At 57.6% G+C, this 21,872-nt stretch carries 18 protein-coding genes; 8 read left to right on the top strand and 10 right to left on the bottom strand.

The window, feature by feature from the left end; all coding sequences use genetic code 11:
• Window positions 1-7 precede the first annotated feature (7 nt).
• The 7 genes from ED661_RS21020 to ED661_RS20990 all read left to right on the top strand — a co-directional run bounded on the left by ED661_RS21020 (window position 8) and on the right by ED661_RS20990 (window position 10,313).
• Window positions 8-292 carry a sarcosine oxidase subunit delta gene (locus tag ED661_RS21020; protein ID WP_122076890.1) on the top strand — a complete coding sequence of 95 codons (285 nt, stop codon included), beginning with the start codon at window positions 8-10 and terminating at the stop codon, window positions 290-292.
• Window positions 289-3,261, top strand: a complete 2,973-nt coding sequence (locus tag ED661_RS21015) for a sarcosine oxidase subunit alpha family protein (RefSeq protein ID WP_122076887.1) — start codon at window positions 289-291, stop codon at window positions 3,259-3,261. Before ED661_RS21020 ends, ED661_RS21015 begins: the two co-directional genes overlap by 4 nt.
• Complete coding sequence (locus tag ED661_RS21010) at window positions 3,254-3,829, top strand: sarcosine oxidase subunit gamma (RefSeq protein ID WP_122076883.1); 576 nt, start codon at window positions 3,254-3,256, stop codon at window positions 3,827-3,829. Before ED661_RS21015 ends, ED661_RS21010 begins: the two co-directional genes overlap by 8 nt.
• Before the next feature lie 39 nt (window positions 3,830-3,868).
• The gene (locus tag ED661_RS21005; RefSeq protein ID WP_254054913.1) at window positions 3,869-5,017 is read left to right on the top strand and encodes an aromatic ring-hydroxylating dioxygenase subunit alpha; all 1,149 of its coding nucleotides are present in this window, start codon (window positions 3,869-3,871) and stop codon (window positions 5,015-5,017) included.
• Window positions 5,018-5,353: 336 nt separating this feature from the next.
• Entirely contained in the window at window positions 5,354-7,153 is a 1,800-nt protein-coding gene (locus tag ED661_RS21000; protein WP_122076878.1) for an ABC transporter transmembrane domain-containing protein, read from the top strand.
• A 167-nt stretch (window positions 7,154-7,320) separates the two neighbouring features.
• Window positions 7,321-9,231 carry an acyl-CoA synthetase gene (locus ED661_RS20995; protein WP_122076875.1) on the top strand — a complete coding sequence of 637 codons (1,911 nt, stop codon included), beginning with the start codon at window positions 7,321-7,323 and terminating at the stop codon, window positions 9,229-9,231.
• A 149-nt stretch (window positions 9,232-9,380) separates the two neighbouring features.
• Window positions 9,381-10,313 carry an alpha/beta hydrolase gene (locus ED661_RS20990; protein WP_122076873.1) on the top strand — a complete coding sequence of 311 codons (933 nt, stop codon included), beginning with the start codon at window positions 9,381-9,383 and terminating at the stop codon, window positions 10,311-10,313.
• 28 nt (window positions 10,314-10,341) lie between these two features.
• Here the strand turns inward: ED661_RS20990 and ED661_RS20985 are convergent, their stop codons facing one another.
• The 10 genes from ED661_RS20985 to ED661_RS20940 form a co-directional block, all read right to left on the bottom strand.
• On the bottom strand, window positions 10,342-10,920 hold the full coding sequence (locus tag ED661_RS20985; RefSeq protein WP_122076870.1) for a DUF4453 domain-containing protein: 579 nt from the start codon (window positions 10,918-10,920) through the stop codon (window positions 10,342-10,344).
• A gap of 61 nt (window positions 10,921-10,981) precedes the next feature.
• The gene (locus tag ED661_RS20980) at window positions 10,982-11,818 is read right to left on the bottom strand and encodes an alkaline phosphatase family protein (RefSeq protein ID WP_122076867.1); all 837 of its coding nucleotides are present in this window, start codon (window positions 11,816-11,818) and stop codon (window positions 10,982-10,984) included.
• Window positions 11,819-11,949: 131 nt separating this feature from the next.
• Complete coding sequence (locus ED661_RS20975; RefSeq protein ID WP_122076865.1) at window positions 11,950-13,179, bottom strand: hypothetical protein; 1,230 nt, start codon at window positions 13,177-13,179, stop codon at window positions 11,950-11,952.
• Between the two features lie 142 nt (window positions 13,180-13,321).
• On the bottom strand, window positions 13,322-14,959 hold the full coding sequence (locus ED661_RS20970) for an ABC transporter ATP-binding protein (protein ID WP_122076862.1): 1,638 nt from the start codon (window positions 14,957-14,959) through the stop codon (window positions 13,322-13,324).
• A complete protein-coding gene (locus ED661_RS20965; RefSeq protein WP_122076859.1) occupies window positions 14,956-15,771 on the bottom strand; it encodes an ABC transporter permease in 816 nt (271 codons plus the stop codon). The genes ED661_RS20970 and ED661_RS20965 overlap by 4 nt, the downstream gene beginning before the upstream one ends.
• Window positions 15,768-16,724, bottom strand: coding sequence for an ABC transporter permease (locus ED661_RS20960; RefSeq protein ID WP_122076856.1), 957 nt, complete (start codon window positions 16,722-16,724; stop codon window positions 15,768-15,770). Before ED661_RS20960 ends, ED661_RS20965 begins: the two co-directional genes overlap by 4 nt.
• A gap of 1 nt (window position 16,725) precedes the next feature.
• Window positions 16,726-18,309, bottom strand: coding sequence for an ABC transporter substrate-binding protein (locus ED661_RS20955; protein WP_122076853.1), 1,584 nt, complete (start codon window positions 18,307-18,309; stop codon window positions 16,726-16,728).
• A gap of 498 nt (window positions 18,310-18,807) precedes the next feature.
• On the bottom strand, window positions 18,808-19,254 hold the full coding sequence (gene dtd, locus ED661_RS20950; RefSeq protein ID WP_122076851.1) for a D-aminoacyl-tRNA deacylase: 447 nt from the start codon (window positions 19,252-19,254) through the stop codon (window positions 18,808-18,810).
• A 49-nt stretch (window positions 19,255-19,303) separates the two neighbouring features.
• Window positions 19,304-19,990: a nitroreductase gene (locus tag ED661_RS20945; RefSeq protein ID WP_122076848.1), complete on the bottom strand. Its 687-nt coding sequence runs from the start codon at window positions 19,988-19,990 to the stop codon at window positions 19,304-19,306.
• A 105-nt stretch (window positions 19,991-20,095) separates the two neighbouring features.
• Entirely contained in the window at window positions 20,096-21,235 is a 1,140-nt protein-coding gene (locus ED661_RS20940) for a primosomal protein N' (replication factor Y) - superfamily II helicase (RefSeq protein WP_371412472.1), read from the bottom strand.
• 223 nt (window positions 21,236-21,458) lie between these two features.
• On the opposite strand from ED661_RS20940, the gene ED661_RS20935 reads away from it, so the two are divergent.
• Window positions 21,459-21,824, top strand: coding sequence for a CZB domain-containing protein (locus ED661_RS20935; protein ID WP_162930214.1), 366 nt, complete (start codon window positions 21,459-21,461; stop codon window positions 21,822-21,824).
• Window positions 21,825-21,872: the final 48 nt, after the last annotated feature.

The following is a 21,872-nucleotide window of genomic DNA, read 5'->3' as shown; positions in this document are numbered from 1 at the left end:
ATCACACATGATTAGAATACCCTGTCCGTTTTGCGGCACCCGCGACCACAGCGAATTTTCCTATGGGGGGGATGGCGCGATCACCTATCCAGATTTGGATGCACCCATGCAGGACTGGCACGATGCGGTGTTTCAGCGCGAAAACATCTGTGGGCTTCAGGTGGAGACCTGGCAGCATGTGAATGGCTGTCGCATGTGGCTTTTGGTGGAGCGTGATACCATGACCCACGAGATCCATTCCGTGCGCCCGGCGCATCCAGACATGGCCGCTGCGCTTGAGGTGACAGCATGAGCGCGACACGTCTGAATACAGGCGGTCGGATCGACCGCAGCCGTCCGCTCCGGTTCACCTGGGACGGCAGATCTTATAAGGGCTTTGCCGGCGATACTCTGGCCTCGGCCTTGATGGCCAATGGTGAGAGGGTACTGGGTCGCAGTTTCAAATACCACCGTCCGCGCGGGATCATGTCGGCAGGCGTCGAAGAGTCCGGTGCCATTGTGACGCTGGGCACGGGCGACCGAACAGAACCCAATAGCAAGGCCACTATGGTAGAGCTGTTTGACGGGCTGCTGGCTTCAGGACAGAACGCCTGGCCCAATGTGCGCAATGATGTCGGCGCGGGTTTAGGGCTGTTTGGTCGCTTTTTCTCTGCCGGGTTTTACTACAAGACCTTCATGGGGCTACCGCCCTTTGAATGGGGGCGCGGAACCGGCATCTGGATGCAGTATGAGAAGATCATTCGCAAAGCGGCCGGCATGGGTGAGGCCTCGCGCCAGGCTGATCCTGATTGCTATGATCATGTGCACGCCTTTTGTGACGTGTTGGTTGTCGGTTCCGGCCCGGCTGGGATGAGTGCAGCCCTGCATGCGGCGCAACAGGGCAAAGACGTGATCCTGGTTGAACAGGACTTTGACTTGGGTGGGGATCTGTTGAACCGGTCCGATCCAAAGTCAAACGCAATACGCGCTGAGCTGATTGCCGCACTGACAGCGGCGGGCGTGCGGATCATGACGCGCACCACCGCCTTTGGTTTGTATGATTATGGCACGGCTGGCCTGTTGGAGCGGGTAACGGATCATTTGGCGGTCAAGCCGGATCATGCCCCTCGCCAGCGGTTTTGGACCGTGCGGGCTGCCGCCACCATTCTGGCCACCGGTGCCTTGGAACGCACAGTTGCCTTTGAAAACAATGATCGCCCCGGTGTGATGACGGCAAACGCTACCCGCAGCTATCTGAACCGATATGGGGTGTTGCCCGGCCAGAACATCGTTCTGAATACCAACAACGATTCCGCCTATGATACTGCGGGCGAGCTGGCACAGGCCGGAGCAAAGGTCACCCTGGTTGATCTGCGCGAAGCAATTGATGCGGACCTGTCAGAGCAAATGAATGCGGCGGGAGTAACCGTTCAGACCGGTCTTGCACCGCTCAAAGCACTGGGTGGCAAAGCGGTTACTGGCGTTCAACTGGCCCGCCTGCAAGGCGACACTTGGGTGGCGGTTGAAACGTTGCCTTGTGATCTCTTGCTTGTCTCTGCTGGGTGGTCGCCGGTGGTGAACCTGTTGTCCCATCGCGGTGCAAAACCGATCTGGGATCAGGATCTTTCTTGTTTCCTGCCTGCGCTCTGTGCCGAGAACGTAACCATGGCTGGGGCTGCAGCCGGCCACTGGAGCACCGAGCATTGCACCGCTTCGGGAATTGCTGCAGCAAATCTGGCCATGGGACAAAAGGTGGGCGCGATTACCCCGGGAGGCTGGAATACTCCAATCAAGCCGCTCTATGAGGTGCGCCTGCCGGGCAAAAAGACCAAGAGTTTTGTTGATCCGCAGCACGATGTCACCGCCAGCGACATTCGTTTGGCGCATCAAGAGGGCTTTGTCTCGGTTGAGCATCTGAAACGCTATACTACGCTGGGCATGGCCACAGATCAGGGCAAGATGGGCAATATCATTGGGCTGGCTCTGATGGCAGAGGCCCTGGGCAAAGACATCCCCGCCGTTGGCACCACCCGGTTCCGCCCGCCCTACACACCTGTGGCGATTGGTGCGCTGGCGGGGCGCAACACTGGCAGCCATTTCAAAACCCTGCGGCGGACACCGCTGCATGACTGGAACCTGCGCCAGGGCGCCACCATGACCGACGCAGGTCTGTGGCACCGGCCCTGGTATTTTGCCCGCAAAGGCGAGAGCATCACCGAGGCCTATATTCGCGAGGCCACCACTGTGCGCGACACCCTCGGCATTTGTGATGTGAGCTCGCTGGGTAAAATCGCGGTGCAGGGGCCGGATGCCTCCGAGTTCCTCAACCGGATCTATAGCAATGCCTTTGCCAAATTGGCGGTGGGCAAGGCACGCTACGGTATCATGCTGCGCGACGATGGCATGGTGATGGACGATGGCACCACCTGGCGTCTGAGCGAGAACGACTTTCTGCTGACAACCACCACCACGGCGGCGGGCAAGGTCATGGTCTGGCTGGAGGAGCTGCTGCAATTGCGCTGGCCCGAGTTGCGGGTTCATGTCAGTTCGGTCTCGGATCAATGGGCGGGTGTTTCCGTGGCAGGTCCACAAACCCGCAAGGCGATTGCCGCTTGTCTGGAAGATCCCGAAGCCATCTCGGCGGAGAATCTGCCCTTTATGGGGGTGATGGAGAGCCGCCTGAAGGGGGGCATCAGATGCCTGATCGCGCGCATCAGCTTTTCCGGTGAGCTGGCCTATGAGATCTATGTGCCTGCCGACCTTGGCGAGGCGATGATGGATCAGCTATGGGCCGCATCTGAGCCCCTGGGCGGTTGCCTCTATGGGCTTGAGGCCCTTGGCACCCTTAGGATCGAAAAGGGTCATGTCACTGGTGCCGAACTCGACGGGCGGGTCACCATCGATGATGCCGGTCTGGGGAAAATGGCCTCAACCAAGAAGCCCTTTATCGGCAGCGCCCTGCGTCAACGCCCCGAGCTGGAGCGTGAAGACAGGCCGCAACTGGTGGGGATCTTTCCCAAGGATCGCAGCGACAGCTTCAACGGCGGCGCCTTGTTGTGCAAACCGGATGAGATCTCGGGTTTTGGCGAAGGCTGGATCACCGCTGTGACCCATTCCCCGGCGCTGGGGCACTGGATTGGCCTTGGCTACATTTCCGGCGGGCATGATGCCTGGCAGGGCAAATCCGTGGCCGCCACTGACCCGGTTCGCAAAGGGGATGTCATGGTCGAGATTGTCTCGCCTCATATGTTTGATCCAAAAGGGGAGCGGATGCATGGCTAAAGCGATTTCTCCACTGCAGCCAATACGTAGGGCAGGGCAGTTCGGTGCCCCCGGCAAGCCTGGTGTCACCATCAAAGAGGTCACTGGCTTTGGCCTGTTGCAGTTTTCTGCCTGGGGCGCGAGTCTTGCGCAGACCGGTGCCGAGGCCGCACGACTGGCCGGTTGCAGCTTAGCTCCAGCGCCAGGGCACGTGGTTTCCGGGTCCAATGGGGTCCTGATGCGGGTTGAGCCGTTAAAGTGGTGGCTGCTGACGTCTGCCGCCGCGCCCCGTCCTGAGCCTGAATTGGCAGCTGAGAATGGCGCAGTTCTGGATATGCAGGATGCACGCTGTTGGTTGCGCATCACCGGCGACAAGGCCGAAACACTGCTCAATCATTTCCTGCCGCTCAATCTGCGGCCCAGCGTCTTTGCCGATGGGGCGGTCGCAACCACCGCCTTCCACCACGTCGGTGTCACCCTTTGGCGCGATGCCGATGGGTTGAACCTTTTGTTTCCGCGCAGCTCCGCCCTGTCCCTGTGGCAGCTGCTCTCTGAAAGCGCGCATCAATACGGGTTGGTTGAAGAATAGCCAAAAGCCCAGCAAGCCATTCGACCGGGAGTTCCAACGATGAAGCCACATATGCCCATTGCAGAGTTGCTAGAGGCGCTGCGGCGCAATGCCGAGCTGCCAGATGACATGGCAGAGGCAACGCCGCCGCAGATCTATACCTCACCCGAGTTTCTGGAACTGGAACTGGACGAGATCTTCAATCACGAATGGTTCTGCGTTGGCCGCATTGACGAGTTTGAAAACCAGGGCGACTATCGCACTATGACCATTGGGCGCGACCCCGTTGTGGTGTTGCGCGATCGCGATGACAATCTGCGGGCGATGTCCAATATCTGTCGGCATCGCATGGCAACATTGCTCCAGGGGTCCGGTAACCTGAAAGGGCGTATCACCTGTCCCTATCACGCCTGGACCTACAATCTGGACGGTCAGTTGATTGGCGCCGCGCATATGCGCGATAACTTTGACAAAAAGGAAGTCTGCCTGCCGCAGTTCCAGGTCGAGGTCTGGCAGGGCTGGGTCTATGTCTCGCTGGACCCCAACGCAGCACCTCTCGCACCGCGCCTTACGTTGTTGTCTGAGCATTTGGACAATTACCAACTGTCAAAATACCGTACCCTGTTTCGCGCCGAAGAGATCTGGGACACCAACTGGAAGATCTTGGTGCAGAATTTCACCGAGGGCTATCACCTGTTTGTGGCCCATGCCAAAACGATTGAACCTGCGATGCCAACAAAGCTGGCCAATGCGATGCATGGCAGCGAAGGCCATAGCCTTTACAAACAGGGGCGGATCCCAGGGAAATCTTACGAACGGGCCTCTGATATGGCAGTCGATAATCCGCGCCTGACAGAAGAGGATCGCAATACAGCAGTTTTGTCAGCAGTTTTTCCCTGTCATGTGATGTCTGTCGTGGCAGAACGCACCTTCTGGCTGTCGCTGCAACCGCATGGCACCCATCAGGTAAAGGTGCTTTGGGGGGCTGACTATTACCCCGGTGCGGTGCCCGAAGACCCGGCTGAGCGCGAGGCCTATGCCGCTGAGTTAAAAGCTGGCTTTGACGTGATCAACGATGAGGACAAACCGATCATCGGTGGGATCGTCCATAACGCAGGTGCTTTGGCCGCCGCGCCGGGGCGTCTATCACCAAAGGAACGGACGGTCTGGTACTTTCAGCAATACCTTGCAGCTAGGCTGGCCCCGTAGCCATGAAAGCCTGCTCCTTTGATCCTCTCTTAGTTTGGCTGAACATCTGTTGAACTGAGCCCAGAAATCACTTGGGAAGGCAATCTAAGGGCAAAGCGGTGGGGTGACCTTCTGCGGGGGGCAAAAGGCTGCCGCGCCCAGAGGGGCTTCCTCTCTTGAAAAAGCGAAATCTTGTTGCGTCTTATTGCCCTATAAAGACGCTTGTCAGCGCATAGGCCCGGTTTGTTCTTACCTCTGTGGCGAGAGCTGCTTGACCTGCTGAGCTGAGGGGGGCATGAACCTGTTTGCACCGCAGGGCACCAGGCCCGAGCAGGACAACTGTTAAAAGGACCGGGTATGGCGCGAAATCAGGCAGCTCCGACAACAGAAGAAGAACGCGAGAGCTCTCGTGAAATAGGTGTGTTGGGGGCTCTTTGGCCCTTTATGCGCCCCTATCGATTGCTGATGTTTGCGGCCACTTGTGCCCTGGTTTTGACTGCGGGCCTGTCCCTGACGCTGCCCCTGGCGGTACGCCGCGTCGTAGACAATTTCCGGATCTCCGAAAGCGCCCTGCTGAACCAGTATTTTGTGGCTGCTTTGGGTATTGCGGCTATGCTGGCGGTCGGCACTGGCTTGCGCTATGCGCTGGTGACTCGTTTGGGCGAGCGCGTGGTCTCTGATATCCGCAAGGCTGTTTTTGATCGCGTCATCGGCATGAGCCCGGCTTTCTTTGAAAAAATCATGACCGGCGAGGTGCTGAGCCGGATTACAACCGATACCACCCTGATCCAGTCAGTGCTGGGCTCCTCTGTTTCCATTGCCCTGCGTAATCTGCTGATTTTCATTGGTGGCATGGTGCTGATGCTGCTCACCTCGGCCAAGCTCACCGGGCTTGTTTTGCTCATCGTGCCTGCTGTCATCGTGCCGATCCTGGTTCTGGGGCGCCGTTTGCGGGGTATCAGCCGCGAAAACCAGGACTGGATCGCAGCCTCCTCTGGCAATGCGGGCGAGGCGCTGGGCGCGGTGCAGACGGTGCAGGCGTTCACCCATGAGAATGCCAGCCGGGCGCAATTTTCCCAGATGACCGAGACGGCGTTTGATGTTTCGGTCAATCGGATAAAAACACGCGCCTATCTGACTGTCATCGTGATTTTTCTGGTGTTTTCCGGCATCGTTGGGGTGCTTTGGATGGGCGCCAATGATGTGCGCGCCGGATTGATGAGCGAAGGCACCTTGATCCAGTTTGTGATCTACGCGGTGCTGGTTGCCGGATCGGTGGCGGCGCTGTCGGAGATCTGGAGCGAGCTGCAACGCGCAGCCGGTGCCACCGAGCGGCTGATTGAACTGTTGAACGCCACGGATACGGTTAAGGACCCCAAGGCAGCCAATACTCTGCCTCAGCCAGTAAAGGGTGAGATCACCTTTGACGATGTCTCCTTTGCCTACCCGGCACGACCCGGGGTGCAGGCCCTGAACGAGGTCACTCTGACAGTGCAACCAGGGGAAACTGTTGCCTTTGTTGGACCATCGGGTGCCGGCAAAACCACCATCATTCAGATGATCCAGCGGTTTTATGATCCTGACAAAGGCGCCATCCTGCTGGATGGTGTTGCGCTGCCAGACCTGCAGCGGGACGGCTTCCGCAAACACCTGGCGATGGTGCCGCAGGATCCGGTGATCTTTGCCACATCGGCGCGGGAAAACATCCGTTTTGGGCGTCCGGACGCTACGGACGCTGAGGTCGAAGCCGCCGCCGCCGCCGCCGCCGCACATGAGTTCATCTCGGCGCTGCCCGAAGGCTATGACAGTTTTGTCGGCGAGCGCGGTGTGATGTTGTCTGGCGGGCAGAAACAACGGATCGCCATTGCTCGTGCTATCCTGCGCGACGCACCAGTGCTGCTGCTGGATGAGGCCACCTCGGCGCTGGATGCTGAAAGCGAACGTCTGGTGCAGGCCGCGGTGGATGAGTTGAGCCAAAACCGAACGACCCTTATCGTTGCACACCGTCTCGCAACCGTGAAAAAAGCCGACCGTATTGTGGTGATGGAAGAGGGCCGGGTGGTTGCCACCGGCACTCATGATGCGCTGGTTGCCGAAGGCGGGCTCTATGCCCGGTTGGCGCGGTTGCAGTTCACCGACGGGCTGGCAGCAGAGTAATTGTAAAGGCAAGCGGTTTGCTGCGGCAGGCTGCTTGTTTCGCAACGTCAAATTGGCGTGTTGCCTTGACGTGATCTCGCCCATTTGCTTGCACGATCCGACTTTTACCCTCAGATTAAGATCAAAGAGGAAAACCCCGGAAAACACCGGGGCAGGGGAGGATTACTATGGCGTTTGCCACGATAGAAGACTGCATCGCAATGGAGCAGGAAGCGAGCTGGGAAGAGCGGGATAACCCGGTGACCCTGTACCAGCTGTTGTCCCGGACAACGGGCAAGTTTCCCAATAACAATGCGGTCAGCTATCAGATCTTTTCGGGGCCCACCGATAAGGCGGAAACGCTGACCTGGAGCCAGCTCAAGGATCAGGTCACCCAGGCTGCCAATATGTTCCGCGAGATGGGCATCGGCGAAAAGGACGTCGTGGCCTATGTGCTGCCCAATTGTAATGAGACGCTGGTTACCATGCTGGCAGGCGCGGTTGCAGGTATCGTCAACCCGATCAACCCGCTGTTGGAGCCTGAACAGATCGCGTCAATCCTGCGCGAGACCAAGGCCAAGGTCGTGGTGACGCTGAAACCCTTTCCCAAGACCGACGTGGCCCAAAAAGTGGCCGAGGCCGTGCGCCATGCACCGGGGGTGAACACGGTGTTGGAGGTGGATCTAAACCGCTATCTGACGCCGCCAAAGTCCTGGATCGTGCCGCTGATCCGTCCAAAGATCGAGAACAAGGAAAAGGTCACCCATGCGGATTACAAATCTTTCCGCAAGGAGATGCGCAAACAGCCAACCACCCTGGCCTTTGCCGACAGCACCAGCGACCGCGTGGCCTGCTATTTCCACACCGGTGGCACCACGGGCATGCCCAAGGTGGCTCAGCACAAGTATTCCGGCCTGATCTACAATGGCTGGCTGGGGGGCACGCTGCTGTTCACCGAGAACGACAACGTCATGTGCCCGCTGCCCCTGTTCCATGTCTTTGCCTGCCATGTGATCATGATGGCCTCGCTGTCTTCGGGCGCGCATGTGATCTTCCCGACGCCGCAGGGCTACCGTGGCGATGGTGTCTTTGACAATTTCTGGAAGCTGATCGAACGCTGGAAGATCTCTTTTATCATCACTGTCCCCACGGCTATCTCGGCCAAGATGCAGCGCCCGGTAGATGCTGACATTTCAACTGTGAAAACGGCCTTCTCCGGCTCAGCTCCGCTGCCAGTGGAACTGTTTCACCGCTTTGAAAAGGCGACTGGAATCAAGATCATCGAGGGCTACGGCCTGACCGAGGCGACCTGCCTGGTGTCCTGCAACCCGGTGGATGGGGAAAAGAAGATCGGCTCAATCGGGATTACCTTCCCCTATACGGATGTGAAAATCGTCAAGGGTACCGCCGATGGTCTGGTGGAATGCGGCACCGATGAAGTGGGCGAGATCTGTATTTCCAACCCAGGTGTCTATGCGGGCAATACCTATACCGAGGCCGACAAGAACGTCGATCTCTACTACAAGGATGAGTATCTGCGCACCGGTGATCTGGGGCGCTTTGACGAAGACAGCTATCTGTGGATCACTGGCCGTGCCAAGGATCTGATCATCCGTGGGGGGCACAATATCGATCCCGCTGAGATCGAAGAGGCGCTGCTGGGACACGAGGCTGTCGCCTTTGCGGGCGCTATTGGTCAGCCTGATGCCCATTCCGGTGAGCTGCCCTGTGCCTTTGTCGAACTTGTCGACGGCGCAACGGCCACAGCGGATGAGCTGCTGGACTATTGCAAGATCCATGTGCATGAGCGTGCGGCCATTCCAAAGCACCTTACCGTGTTGGACGAGCTGCCAAAAACCGCCGTGGGCAAGGTCTTTAAACCGGATCTGCGCAAACACGCCATCACCCGTATTTACAATGAAGCCCTGCTCAAGGCTTCTTCTCCGGCGCGGGTTGTCTCTGTGGTAGATAGCAAAAAGCGGGGCCTGGTGGCCCAGCTGGAGGCCAATGGTGCATCTGACGGCGATATCTCGGCAGTGTTGGGGGGCTTTACCTGCCCCTGGGAACATCTGCCAGCAGAGGCGGTCGCAGCCAGCTGAAGGGGTATCCCCAAACATCCTTAAGGGGTTTTAGAAAAATGACAGGGTGCGTCTAGCAAGGCGCACCCTTTTTTGTACTTTGACCATTCCCTTGCCCCAGCTCTCTGGCCTAACCTGTGACGCAGAACATATGCAGTGAAGGACCGGCAATGGATTATGAACGGCTGATCGACGAGGAAACCTGGGCCTTCATTCGTAAGACCGGGGAATGCTACCCCGAGGACGCAGTTGAGCTGAGCATTTCAGAGCAGCGCGCGGTCTACAATGAGATGGCACGGGAGTTTCTGGCGCCGCGCCCTGATCTTGTGACGAGCGAAGACCGCATGGTGGAGCAGGTGCCTGTGCGCATCTATACGGCAGGGGATCCCAGCCGCACGGTGCTGTTTTGCCATGGTGGCGGATTTGTTGTTGGCGGCCTCGACAGCCATGATGATGTCTGCGCCGAAATCTGCGCCCAGACCGGCTATCGCGTGGTTGCGGTGGACTATCGCCTGGCCCCGGAGCACCAGCACCCGGCCATGTTCGAGGACGGCTGGACGGCGCTCAGATGGGTACTGGCAACCTATGGTGAGGGGGTTGTTCTGATGGGGGATAGCGCCGGGGCCAATCTCAGTGCTGCACTGGCCCATGCCGCCCGTGAGGATATCGAACTGACCTGCGGCATTCTGGGGCAGGTGCTGATTTATGGGGCTTTTGGTGGCGATGTGAATGCGGGGTCTTATCTGGAACACGCCCAGGCACCGATGCTGACCCGCGACGAGATCTTGTTTTACATGGATATACGTCGCCCCGGTGGCGATCTGGGACCAGATCCGACCTACGCGCCACTGCAGGACAGAGATTTTACCGGCTTGCCGCCCACAGTACTGGTCTCGGCGGATTGTGACCCGGTGCGCGACGACAGCCGGGATTATAGGGATCGGATTGTGGGGGCAGGCGGTAAGGCCTATTGGGTCAACGAGCCGGGGTTGGTGCATGGCTATCTGCGTGCCCGTCATTCGGTCAAGCGTGCGCGCGACAGTTTTGAGCGCATCTCAGCCGCGGTCGAGGCGCTGGGGCAGGGGATCTGGCCCTACGATTGACAGCAGGGCAAAGGATCGAGATGACAGCTTAACCTGCGATCTGGCGGCAGGTTTTAGGAGTGATGCGCAGATCGCTCCAGCCGGCAGATTTGAAATTCCAGTTGCTGTCAAAGACCTGCACATAGTCCCAGTTGGCATGCGGCAGATAGCTGTAGCCAATGGTGTCACCGGGGGCGATTTTACCGATGATCGGCGCGTCCAATGTGGGGCCGGCGCGCAGTCCGGCCTGATCGCCAAGCCATCCAATGCAGGCACTCTCGGATAGGTCGCGTATCGGTAAAAACCACAGGGCGTGTCGGTGCTTCAGATCCTTCAGCGACAGTTGACTTTGTGATGTATCAACCCTGCAGTCATTGTCGTGCTCCATGCTTTGCAAAGTGGCGACCGTTTCCTGATCCCCGCGGTTCAGTCTTACATTTTTGCCTAGGCAGTCTGTATTGTCGAAAATCGCCCGCCCGAGGTTGGAGCCAAAGCAATATCCGGCCCGGTCCATAATGGCATTGCGGGTGAACCAGAGATCTTCACAAAATTCATCAGCTGCGACCAATGAAGGTAGGACGGCTAGGGACGTGAGAAGCGGAACAACCGTTAGAAAAAGAGAGCGCATCGAGAAATCCTGAAAATCTAAGACCCCCTGATCCTATCACAGGGGGCCCCAAGGTTGAGCACTATTTCAGGAAAGGTTTGGCCTTCATCGTCTCGGCAATAGGGGCGCCCAAACGGGTCAGGATAGTTGGAGCCAGCTGCCGCTGATCGATGACATCGTCTTTGGCTGGGCCTTCAGCGTCACCAAAATAATACAGGGCCGTTTCCTGTTGCAGCGCGCCGCGCCCGCCGTGGTGGCCGCGTTCGTCCTGGCCATGGTCGGCTGTGACAATCACCTCATAGCCCAGCTGACGCCATTTGGTGATAAAGGGGGCCAGCATTTCATCCATGACAAAACAGGCGTGGTCCATTTCCTGACAGTCATGGAAGAACCGATGTCCCATACTGTCGAGCGTGCAGGTATGCAGCATGCCGTAGTCCAGACCAAAGCGCAGGCAGAGGTTGGTGAGGGTGCCAAAGAGATCCACATCCGAGGGGGTCATCTGATTGGCTTGGCCATAACCGGTCATGGAATGGAACCGTCCATGGTTGATGGTCTTGCTGTCGGGCTCGTCGTATTCCACGTCACGCACATAGTCGAAGGGATGACGGTTGAAGAATTGTGACCAGAAACTATGGGCCACGGCCCCTGTTGTGCCTTCAGCCTCGCGCACCTGTGAGAACACGTCCTTGTGGCTCAGCTTGAAGACATTGCCATTGCCGGTGCAGCCGTGCTCTGCCGGGGCGACGCCTGTGTGGATCGAAGCGTAACAGCTGGCCGAAATCGAAGGCAGCACAGCGCGCAACTTCCACACACGGGCATCGCCGCTGTCGACCCAGCCTTCGAGGTTGCCAAACAGCCGACGAAAGTTGCGATAGGGAACCCCATCCAAAATGATGAGAAGCAATTTGTTGTCCATGACCCGAATCCTTTTGTTCCACGGGGCTCTTTGACCTCATCATTGCGACAGAAACTTGAATTGCCATTCAAAAAACGGACGGCGAGGTCGCCATCCGTCACTTTTTCCATTTTATCAGGTGAGATATGGGCTCACTCGGCGGGAACCGCAGAGGCGGCGGCAGTGGCGGCCTTGAAATGCTGGCGGTTGAGGCGCAGCACCAGGGCGATCATGGCCGCCTGGAACATCAGCGCCAGAGCGGTGAGCACCCAGAAGGCGAGGCTGAACTTGTCGACGATCTGCGCACCAACCAGACCTTTGTTGATAAAGAAATGCAGCATCACCGACAGGGCCACACCGGGGCAGACCAGCGCATAGGAACCGGGGGACAGTTTGTCTCCAAAAACGAAGTCAGAGAAGTATTTCTGGCGCGCCATCACCAGCAGGCCAAGCAGCGAGAAGACAATCTGGATGGTCAGGATCCGCGCCAGCAGGATCAGTGTTTCTGCCGGGCTCCCATGGACGTCAAAGGCAGCATGCAGCCCGTGGTTTTGGCGCAGCATCATGATGCCCAGCACGGTCAGCAGCGGTACAATTACCATCAGGGTAGGGCCTGCTTCGCGCGCGGTGCCATGCATCAGCATGGAGGAGAAGGCGGTGACTGAGGCATAGGCGGCGTAGAGCATCGCGGTGACACCAAAGAAGGTGGAAAGAACCAGCGAGGTGCCAACAACAACCGTGTTGCCGCTCATCGCTGCGGGGGCAGAGAGGCCAACAGCCACCATCGACAGGGCAAAGGCGGGCAGCAGTTGGGCAAAGGAGTTATGCGCGGTCATGTCAAAGGCGCCACCTTCGGCCAGAACCCGCCCCAGGAAATGCCCGATCAGGCGAAAGGCCCAGATGCCCACAGCCAGAAAGGCGACCATGGCGGCCGGGAAGAGGTATTCAACCACGCTCCAGAGCTGCGGTACAAAGACGAGCCCGACAATAAAGCCGCCATTGATGGTCATCGCTGTTGCCAGCGGCCCTGCCAACAGGGTGGTTTCGCCATTGGTTTTGCGTAGCGCCGCATAGGCGTCGGCCTTTTTGAAGCGGGACAGGGCGGCAAAGTTCCACAACAGCATCTTTACGTTCAGAAAGACAAAGATCGCGATCCCAACCATTGCGACTACAACGGCTGCTTTCATGGCGAGACTGCCACTGGCCAGCACCGCCATCAGGTCCTCAAAAACAGGCACGGGCTGGCCGGGGTGTGGCACCCAGAACATCAGATACATAAAGAAGGTGACAGCGAGGCCACCAGCGCCAAGGGAGGCGAGAAAGTAGAGCGGAGAATAACTCTGGTCTGCGGCGCGGGCAGCAGCGGAGAGAGGCTTGCTCATCGGTCCATTCCTAACGTGATAATAATATTCCAATTGTGGAATGTTAAAGCATGCTGGAAATGGAATGTATATAGCTAAAACGACGCAGGCCCGCGCAGATTGCACGGGGCTGGTCGATTGTACTGCTAAGGGAAGGGCGGCGTCAGTTGCCGGCACTTTCCATTTTGCGGTTAGATATAACCTCTTCAAGCCAGCCCAGACGCATCTCTGGCACGGAGCTGAGCAAGAGATCGGTATAGTCGTCAAACGGTGGGCTCAGCACCTGGTTCTTGCCTCCATAGCGCTGCACCTTGCCCTGATACATCACCGCAATAGAATCGGAGATTGCACGCACTGTGGCCAGATCGTGGGTGATGAAGAGGAAGGCAACATCCTCGATCTTTTGCAGTTCCAACAACAGTTTGAGAATACCGTCTGCCACCAGGGGATCCAGCGCCGAAGTGACCTCGTCGCAGATGATCATCTTGGGCTTGGCCGCCAGCGAACGGGCGATGCAGACACGCTGCTTTTGCCCACCGGACAGTTCTGCTGGATAGCGATCAATGAACTCTTCGCCCAGCTCAATTTCGTCGAGAAGTTCAATGATCCGCTTACGCTTCTCTTCGCCCTTCATATCGAAATAGAACTCCAGCGGGCGACCAATGATGGTGCCCACGGTCTGGCGTGGGTTCATTGCCACATCCGCCATCTGGTAGATCATCTGCAGCTCGCGCAGGTCTTCCTGCGAGCGCCCGGCCAGATCTGGCGAAAGGGTGCGTCCGGCAAACTCAATCTCACCTTCGCGCGGTGGCAAAAGGCCAGTGATGACGCGGGCAAGGGTAGATTTCCCCGAGCCCGATTCACCCACAACGGCCAGTGTCTGACCGGGGTAGAGATCAACATTCACGTTGTGCAAAACATCGAACTGTGTGCCTTTGTAGCGCGCAGTGATATTGCGCACGCTGAGCACCGGGTCGCCACTGGGTTGCTTTTCTTCGTGCTCGATCGAGCGCACCGAGACAAGCGCCTGGGTGTACTCTTCCTGCGGGTTGTTGATGATCTGATCAACCGATCCGTATTCAACCATATTGCCGTGACGCAGCACCATGATATCGTCGCTGACCTGGGCCACAACGGCCAGATCATGGGTGATATACAGGGCTGCAACGCCGGTTTCCCGGATGGCTTCCTTGATCGCCATCAGAACATCAATCTGTGTGGTCACATCCAGCGCCGTTGTGGGCTCGTCAAAGACCACCAGATCCGGTTCAGGGCAGAGCGCCAGCGCTGTCATGCAACGCTGCAGCTGACCGCCCGAAACCTGGTGCGGAAAACGGTCGCCAATGTTCTGCGGATCTGGCAGACCGAGCTTTTCAAACAGTACCCGCGCGCGCTCTTCGGCCTCTTTGCGGCTGAACTTTTTCTGTTCAACTGCGGCCTCTACCACCTGATCAATGATCTTTTTGGCAGGGTTGAAGGAGGCCGCAGCGGATTGGGACACGTATGTCACCTCACCGCCGCGCAGTTTGCGGATATCACCGATCCCGGATTGCATGATGTCACGGCCATTGACCCAGACTTCACCACCGGTGATTTTGACGCCGCCCCGGCCATAGGCCATGGAGGCAAGGCCGATGGTGGACTTACCGGCACCGGATTCCCCGATGAGGCCCAGTACCTTGCCCTTTTGGACGTCAAAATCCACCCCATGCACGATGTCGATGTCATGGGGCTTTTCATTTGGAGGATAGACCGTAGCACCGATCTTCAAGCCGCGTACTTTTAGCAAAGGTTCGCTCATCCGCGGCCTCCTTTCAGCGATGTGGTCCGGTTCAGCACCCAGTCAGCCACCAGGTTGACCGAGATCGCCAGTGTGGCGATGGCAAAGGCAGGCGCCAATGCGGCCGGAATGCCGTAGACGATACCATCTTTGTTTTCTTTCACGATACCGCCCCAGTCCGCTTCGGGTGGCTGGATGCCAAGGCCGAGGAAGGAAAGGGTGGAAACGAAAAGAACCATAAAGATGAACCGCAGGCCCATCTCAGCGATCAGAGGTGACAGCGCATTCGGCAGGATCTCACGGAAGATGATCCAGGCGGTTTTTTCGCCGCGCAGACGCGCCGCTTCGACATAGTCCATCACTTCGATATCAACCGCAACGGCACGGGCCAGGCGGTAGACACGGGTGGCATCCAGCAGCCCCATGACAACGATCAGCACCGGTACGGTCACCGGCATCACCGACAGAACAACCAGTGCAAAGATCAGGGTGGGGATCGACATCACCAGGTCAACAAAACGCGAGAGTAGCTGATCCACCCAGCCACCGGCCACGGCAGCAAAGAAGCCCAGAACCGAGCCCAGTGTGAAGGACAAAACGGTTGCAGCGGTGGCGATAAAGATCGTGGTGCGCCCGCCGTAGATCATCCGGCTAAGCAGATCACGACCGATATTGTCGGTGCCCAGCAGGAATTCAGAAGAGGAGGGTTCCCAGACATCACCAACCACTTCGGCCATGCCGTAAGGGGCGAGGAGTGGTGCAAAGATCGCTGCGAGAAAGTAGAGGGCCGTGAAGAACAACCCGATCATAGCGGAGATAGGGATATTCTTCATTTTGGATGCCTCAGACGGGGGTTCGACAGGATGGCGACAACATCAGCCACCATGTTGAGACCGATATAGACCGCGGCAAAGATCAGACCACAGGCCTGCACAACCGGCACATCGCGTTTCGAGACGTGGTCCACCAGATACTGGCCCATGCCAGGGTAGACAAAGACCACCTCGATCACCACAACGCCAACCACAAGATAGGCAAGGTTCAGCATCACCACATTCACAATGGGGGCAATCGCGTTGGGGAAGGCGTGGCGGAAGATCACCTGAAAGCCATTGAGGCCCTTCAGCTCAGCCGTCTCGATATAGGCCGACTGCATCACGTTCAGGATCGCCGCACGGGTCATGCGCATCATATGGGCCAGAACCACCAGGGTCAGCACCGTGACGGGCAGGGCAATGGCGCTCAGCTTGTCGCCTAAGGACATGCTGTCATTGATCATAGCCACCGAGGGGAACCAACGCAGTTTAACTGCGATCAGGTACATCAGCACATAGCCGATGAGAAATTCAGGAATAGAGATAGAGGCGAGGGTCACAGCCGAGATCGCCTTATCGGGCCAACGGTCTTTGAACCGCACAGCCAAAAGGCCGAGAAAGATCGCCAAAGGCACCGCAATGATCGCAGCCCAGAAGGCCAGGAACAGGGTGTTCGACAGACGCTTGCCAATGCTTTCGGTAATGTCGGCGCCGCTGGTCAGAGCGGTTCCCAGATCGCCGGTCATCGCACCGCCGAGCCATTGAATATAGCGCTGCAGCGGCGGATCATTCAGCCCCAGTTCAGCACGTAGGTTTTCCAGTGCCTCCGGGGTGGCCGACTGGCCCAAGATCGACTGCGCGACATCACCCGGCAGGATCATCGTGCCGGCAAAGATCAGACCGGAAACGAGGAAGAGCAGGATGAGGCCCAGCGCAATGCGCTGGGCCAACAGTTTGATAATGAGAGGCATCTTATGCCTTCACCCACATTTTCATCGGTGCGTAGCTGTTCATGAGTGCAAAGCCTTTTGCATTCTCTACCCAGCCATCCAAGCGATCAGATGTTGCATCAACAAAGTCGTTGAACATTGGGCAGATCAAGCCGCCATTGTCGCGCTGAATTTCACCCATGTCCGCATACATCTGAGTCCGCTTGGCAAGGTCCAGCTCGGCGCGGGCTGCCAGCAGCAACTGATCGAACTGTTCGTTGTTGAAACGCGTGTCGTTCCAGTCTGCAGTCGACAGATAGGCCGTGGTGTACATCTGGTCCTGGGTTGGGCGGCCACCCCAGTAGCTGGTGCAGAAGGGTTGGTTGTTCCAGACTTCAGACCAATAGCCATCATTGGGCTCACGCTTGACGTTCAGGTTGATACCAGCACCGGCACAGGACTGCTGGAACAGAGCTGCAGCATCCGGCGCACCAGGGAAGGAGTTATCGGACGTGCGCAGCAGGATCTCGCCGTCGTAGCCCGACTTCTTCAGGTGGTGCATCGCCTTGTCCGGATCATACTCACGCTGCTCAACCGCGGTGAACAGAGGATAGGAAGAGTTGATCGGGCTGTCGTTGCCAACCGACCCGAAGCCGTTCAGAACCTTGTCGACCATTTCCTGACGGTTGATGCCGTATTTCAGCGCCATCCGCACATCGTTATTGTCAAACGGGGCGGTGTTGCAGTGCATGATGAACACATAGTGGCCCGGGCCAGAAGTGGAGTGCACGTTGATGTTGGGGGCGCGGTCTACCAGCTTGGCGGTCCGTGGGGGAACGCGGTCGATCAAGTCAACCTGCCCGGACTGCAGAGCTGCAACGCGAGCGGTGTTGTCGTTGATGACGATCAGCTCAATGGTTTCGGCATGTCCGATGTCACCCCAATAGTTGGGGTTCTTTTCAGCAACGATGCGCACACCCATATCTACATCTTTGATAATGTAGGGGCCGGTGCCGATAGCAGCCGCTGGATCTTCCATGCCTCCGCCTGGCTGGATGACCAGGTGATAGTCAGCCATCAAGTAGGGAAGGTCAGCGTTTGGTGTTTCTAACTCGACGATGACATTGTCACCCTCGGTGGTGATGTTCTGAATGCCACGCATAATGCCAAGCGCACCGGATTTGGTGTCTTCGCCCGAGTGACGTTCAAGAGTTTTTGCTACATCTTCTGCAGTAACGGATTTCCCGTTGGAGAAGGTGATGCCGCTACGGACTTTGAAGGTCCAGACCTTGGCATCTGCAGAGGCTTCGTAGCTTTCAGCAACTTTGCCGTCCAGGCCGCCCTCGTCGTTCAGCTCAACCAGAGGTTCGCCCCATAGACGGATCAGCATTAGGGTAACCTGGTTGGTGGACAGGGCCGGGTCCAGGCTATCAGTGGTGCTGCCGCCCTGCAGACCAATACGCATGGTACCGCCTTTTTGCGGGCCAGCGGCACGGGCTTCGGTGGTCAGCAGGGTGCCTGCTGCAGCTGCAGAAAAGCCCAGTGCTGCGGCTTTTGCCATGAAATCACGGCGGCTCAGTTTACCGGCTGCGGCATGGCGCGCCAGATAATGAAGGTGATCGTTCATCGATGTCTCCCAGTTTTAGTTCCTGCGGCTTGCAATCGCGGTCTGCGATCTCGGCGGCTTATTTTTGTATGATGCACCAAGATTTGCGCATTTGCCGCGACCTCGCAAGCTTTAATAACGACACGCCTAGTTTGACGAAACTTCTGCAAAGTCCTGAAATCTAAATGGTGTCGCCTTCTCAGGGTGTCATGCCGCATTTGTGAGGTAAACCGCCATTTTGCCCCTATTTTTCCTATAGGATAAGTTTTTGTAACTTGTGACGTTGCGCAGGAGTTTTTTGCCTCGCCCAGAGCGTTCGGATCGTGATCTGTCACAAAACCGAAAAGAATCTCTGGTCGTAATTCGACCAAGCGGCTGCCCGTAGTTCGTTTGCGACATCGTGATTTGTCGGGCCCAGCCTACGGGGCCAGCCATGAGAAAAAACCAGCGTCCATCTTGTCCAAACTGGGGCCAAGTTTGGACAAGAGGGGCAGGAAAACTGTGGCGACTGAAAGGGGGTCAGCGCTCGGCGCTGTCCATCCAGATGGTTACTGGCCCGTCATTCAGCAGCCTGACCTTCATGTCAGCACCAAAAGATCCGCGCTGCACCGGCACGCCCAGAGAGGCGAGCTGATCGGCAAAATAGGTATAAAGCGCGTTACCCTCGGTCGGAGAGGCCGCTGTTGAAAAACCTGGCCTGTTGCCACGATGGGTTTCAGCGGCCAGGGTGAATTGGCTGATCACCAGAACGGCGCCTGCGATGTCAGTGACAGAGCGGTTCATCTTCCCCACCTCATCCTGAAAGATGCGCAGCTTGGCAATCTTTTTTGCCAGATAATCGGCCTGGGCCTCATCGTCGCCCTGCATAGCGCAGACCAGCACCAATAGCCCTGCATCGATTTTGCCGATGACCTCTTGATCGACAGTGACAGAGGCTTCGGATACACGTTGGATGACTGCACGCATGGCTCGGATCTTTCATTAAGAGGGGAATCGCTTGCTCTTGGTAGCTGGGCTAGTCGCGAAACGCGGCAAACTCAGACAGAGGCGCCCGGTTGGTGCGAAAGCTGTTGGCAGGATGGTCAGGGTTGCCATAGCCAAAAGAAATGGCGCAGAGGATGTGCCGGTCCTGCGGGATCTCAAGAAGCTCGTGGAGTAATGGCGCATAGGAGGCCACCGCAGCCTGTGGAATGTTTGCAACCCCAGCCGCCTGCGCCGCCAGGGTAAAGCCCGCAACAAAACCGCCACAATCCATGGCCCCATACCCTCCCAGCTCGGCCGGGGTCGACAGGATCGCACAATGGGGGGCGCCAAAGAGTGAAAAGTTCTCCATCATTTGACGTTCGGAGGCAGCGCGATCGCCCTTTTCTACCCCGACGGCTTTGTACAGTGCCCAACCACATTTGCGACGGCGGGTCTGGTATTCATTCTCATAAGAGGTCGGAAAGGCGAGGTCGGGACTATGACTATCGCTTTGTACCGCCTGCATCAACGCCTGGCGCAGCCTGTCGGTTTCCTTGCCGCTGGTGATGGTCAGTTTCCAGGGCTGCGCATTGCACCAGGAGGGCACTTTCTGAGCACAGGTCAGGATGTCCTCGATGACCTCCCTTGGCAGCTGGTCTGGCAAGAAGGCACGGCAGCTATGGCGCGCCGTAAACAGCGATTGCAGCTCAGCCAGAGAGGGCAGTTGGGGGGCGGTCATGTCTGAATAGTCCTGTCATAAAGTCTTGCCGGGGAATTCGCCCCTCGATCAAAGTGGGATCGCTTCAAGCGGAAAGGAGTGCTGTGAGTACCGGTAAGGTCAACCCTAGCTTTGGCTGCCAAAATAGGCTGCAACGCCAAGCAGGGCGAGGCCCAAAACCACAGCTATTGCGATCTTCCAGGCAGAATAGGGGCGCTCTCCCTGGACCCGCCCGCTTTGGCCGTTGACCACAAAACGATAGGTCTTACCGCGGTATTTATAGGCGGCCAGCCAGACCGGCAGCAGCACATGCTTGAAGGTGACATCTGACAGTTGGGTGTCGATTTGGGAGATCCTCTGGCGGTCACCACCAATGTCAAAGCGCACATCCCGCTCAATCACCCGGTCCATATGTGCCCGTGCTTCGTGAAAGCCTTCCTCCAGATCGATTGCATAGGCCTCGGCGCGAAACCCGGCGAGGTATTGCGGCTGATAGGGGGCAAGCGCCGAGAGATCCCAGGGTTCCAGCGCATCCGTGTAGCGTTTGGGCAGGCTTTTGGAGGCCAGCACCAGCACATCATCAAAGAAACGGCGCACCCGACCTGAAACAGGGGTCCAGCGGATCTTGGCAACCCGTCGCTGTTCGGCCTTACCCTCCACCATGACAGTTTCCGAGACATAATAGGTGGTGCCGCGCTGTCCAGAATAGCGGCTTTGGCTTTCGGCATCATAGGTCCAGAAGGGCACATAGATACCCTCCATTGCGCGGCCCTTGCGGGCATAGGCCTGTAGCCCATTGGGGGCAAACCACAACCGGCCCAGCCAGGTGCTCATGGCGTCATGAGCAGCGCGCTCTTCCAGCTCAAAGGGGACAACACCCTTGGGCTTGATATGGCGGCTTTCACCAGTATCCGCCACCACGGGGGTTGCACAGAAGGGACATTCCAAAGCATGGGTTTCGTTGGAAAACTCCACCTGCGCGGCGCAGTTTGGACAGCTGGAGACCCGGGTCACTTCCATCTCCGCCTCAGGCAGCTGTTGCGACAGGGCCGCTTTGAAATCCAGCTCCCGCAGAGCGCTACCATGATCGGCTTTGTCACGCATAACCTGGCTATGGCCACAATGGCTGCAGGTCAGGCTGCCTTCCTTTGGGTCGAACCGATAGTCCGCACCACATTGTTCACAGGGAAACCGATTGGTCTCCTGCGGGGCTTGGGGGGGCATCTGAGGCAGGGTCTCGGGCGGGGCGGGAGGTGTGTCAGTCACAAAAACTCCGAAATCTAGCGAGGGTGTTTAAGGGGTTATAACAGCCGCTGTGGCGGATGTCCTCATTGTTTGAAGGGGTCTGTACGCAAATCCACGCAAGGGGAAGTGGCGTCAATTTTAAAGGAGTTGTTCCTAGGTTTTTCTATGATTCGATCAGGTGAGAACGATCTGTTAGGCTCTTGGTTTGACTATGGTCGTCGTTACACCAACGGGAGCCACAGCCATGACCGACGATGCTTTTCGTGGGGAAATTTCAGAAGCAATCCGCGCGCATGCTGCTTGGAAGCATCGATTGTTGACCGCCGCCAGGAACAATGAAACGGACCTGCCGGTTCAGGATATCTGCCGGGATGACAAATGCCGTTTTGGGCAATGGCTGGCGGGGGTGACCCCGAACGATAGAACCGGGAGCTATTTCAACAACATCAAAACGCTGCATAGTGATTTTCACAAAGCCGCAGGGCTGGTGGCTCAGAAAATTGCTGATGGTAATCCAACAATGGCAATCGCGGCGCTCGAAGGGGCTGCCTATACCACCTCGAGCAAAGAGCTGGAGGAAGCGCTTGCGGAGTGGCAAGCAAAGGGCTGATTGCTTCGTCCTTCTCAATGGGTTGAAGTTATAGGCGGGAGCACGCGA

Source organism: Pseudophaeobacter sp. EL27 (genome assembly GCF_900313025.1).
Taxonomy (GTDB): Bacteria; Pseudomonadota; Alphaproteobacteria; order Rhodobacterales; family Rhodobacteraceae; genus Pseudophaeobacter.
The sequence above is the reverse complement of the archived record's forward strand: the minus strand, read 5'-3'. Positions and strand labels throughout refer to the sequence as shown.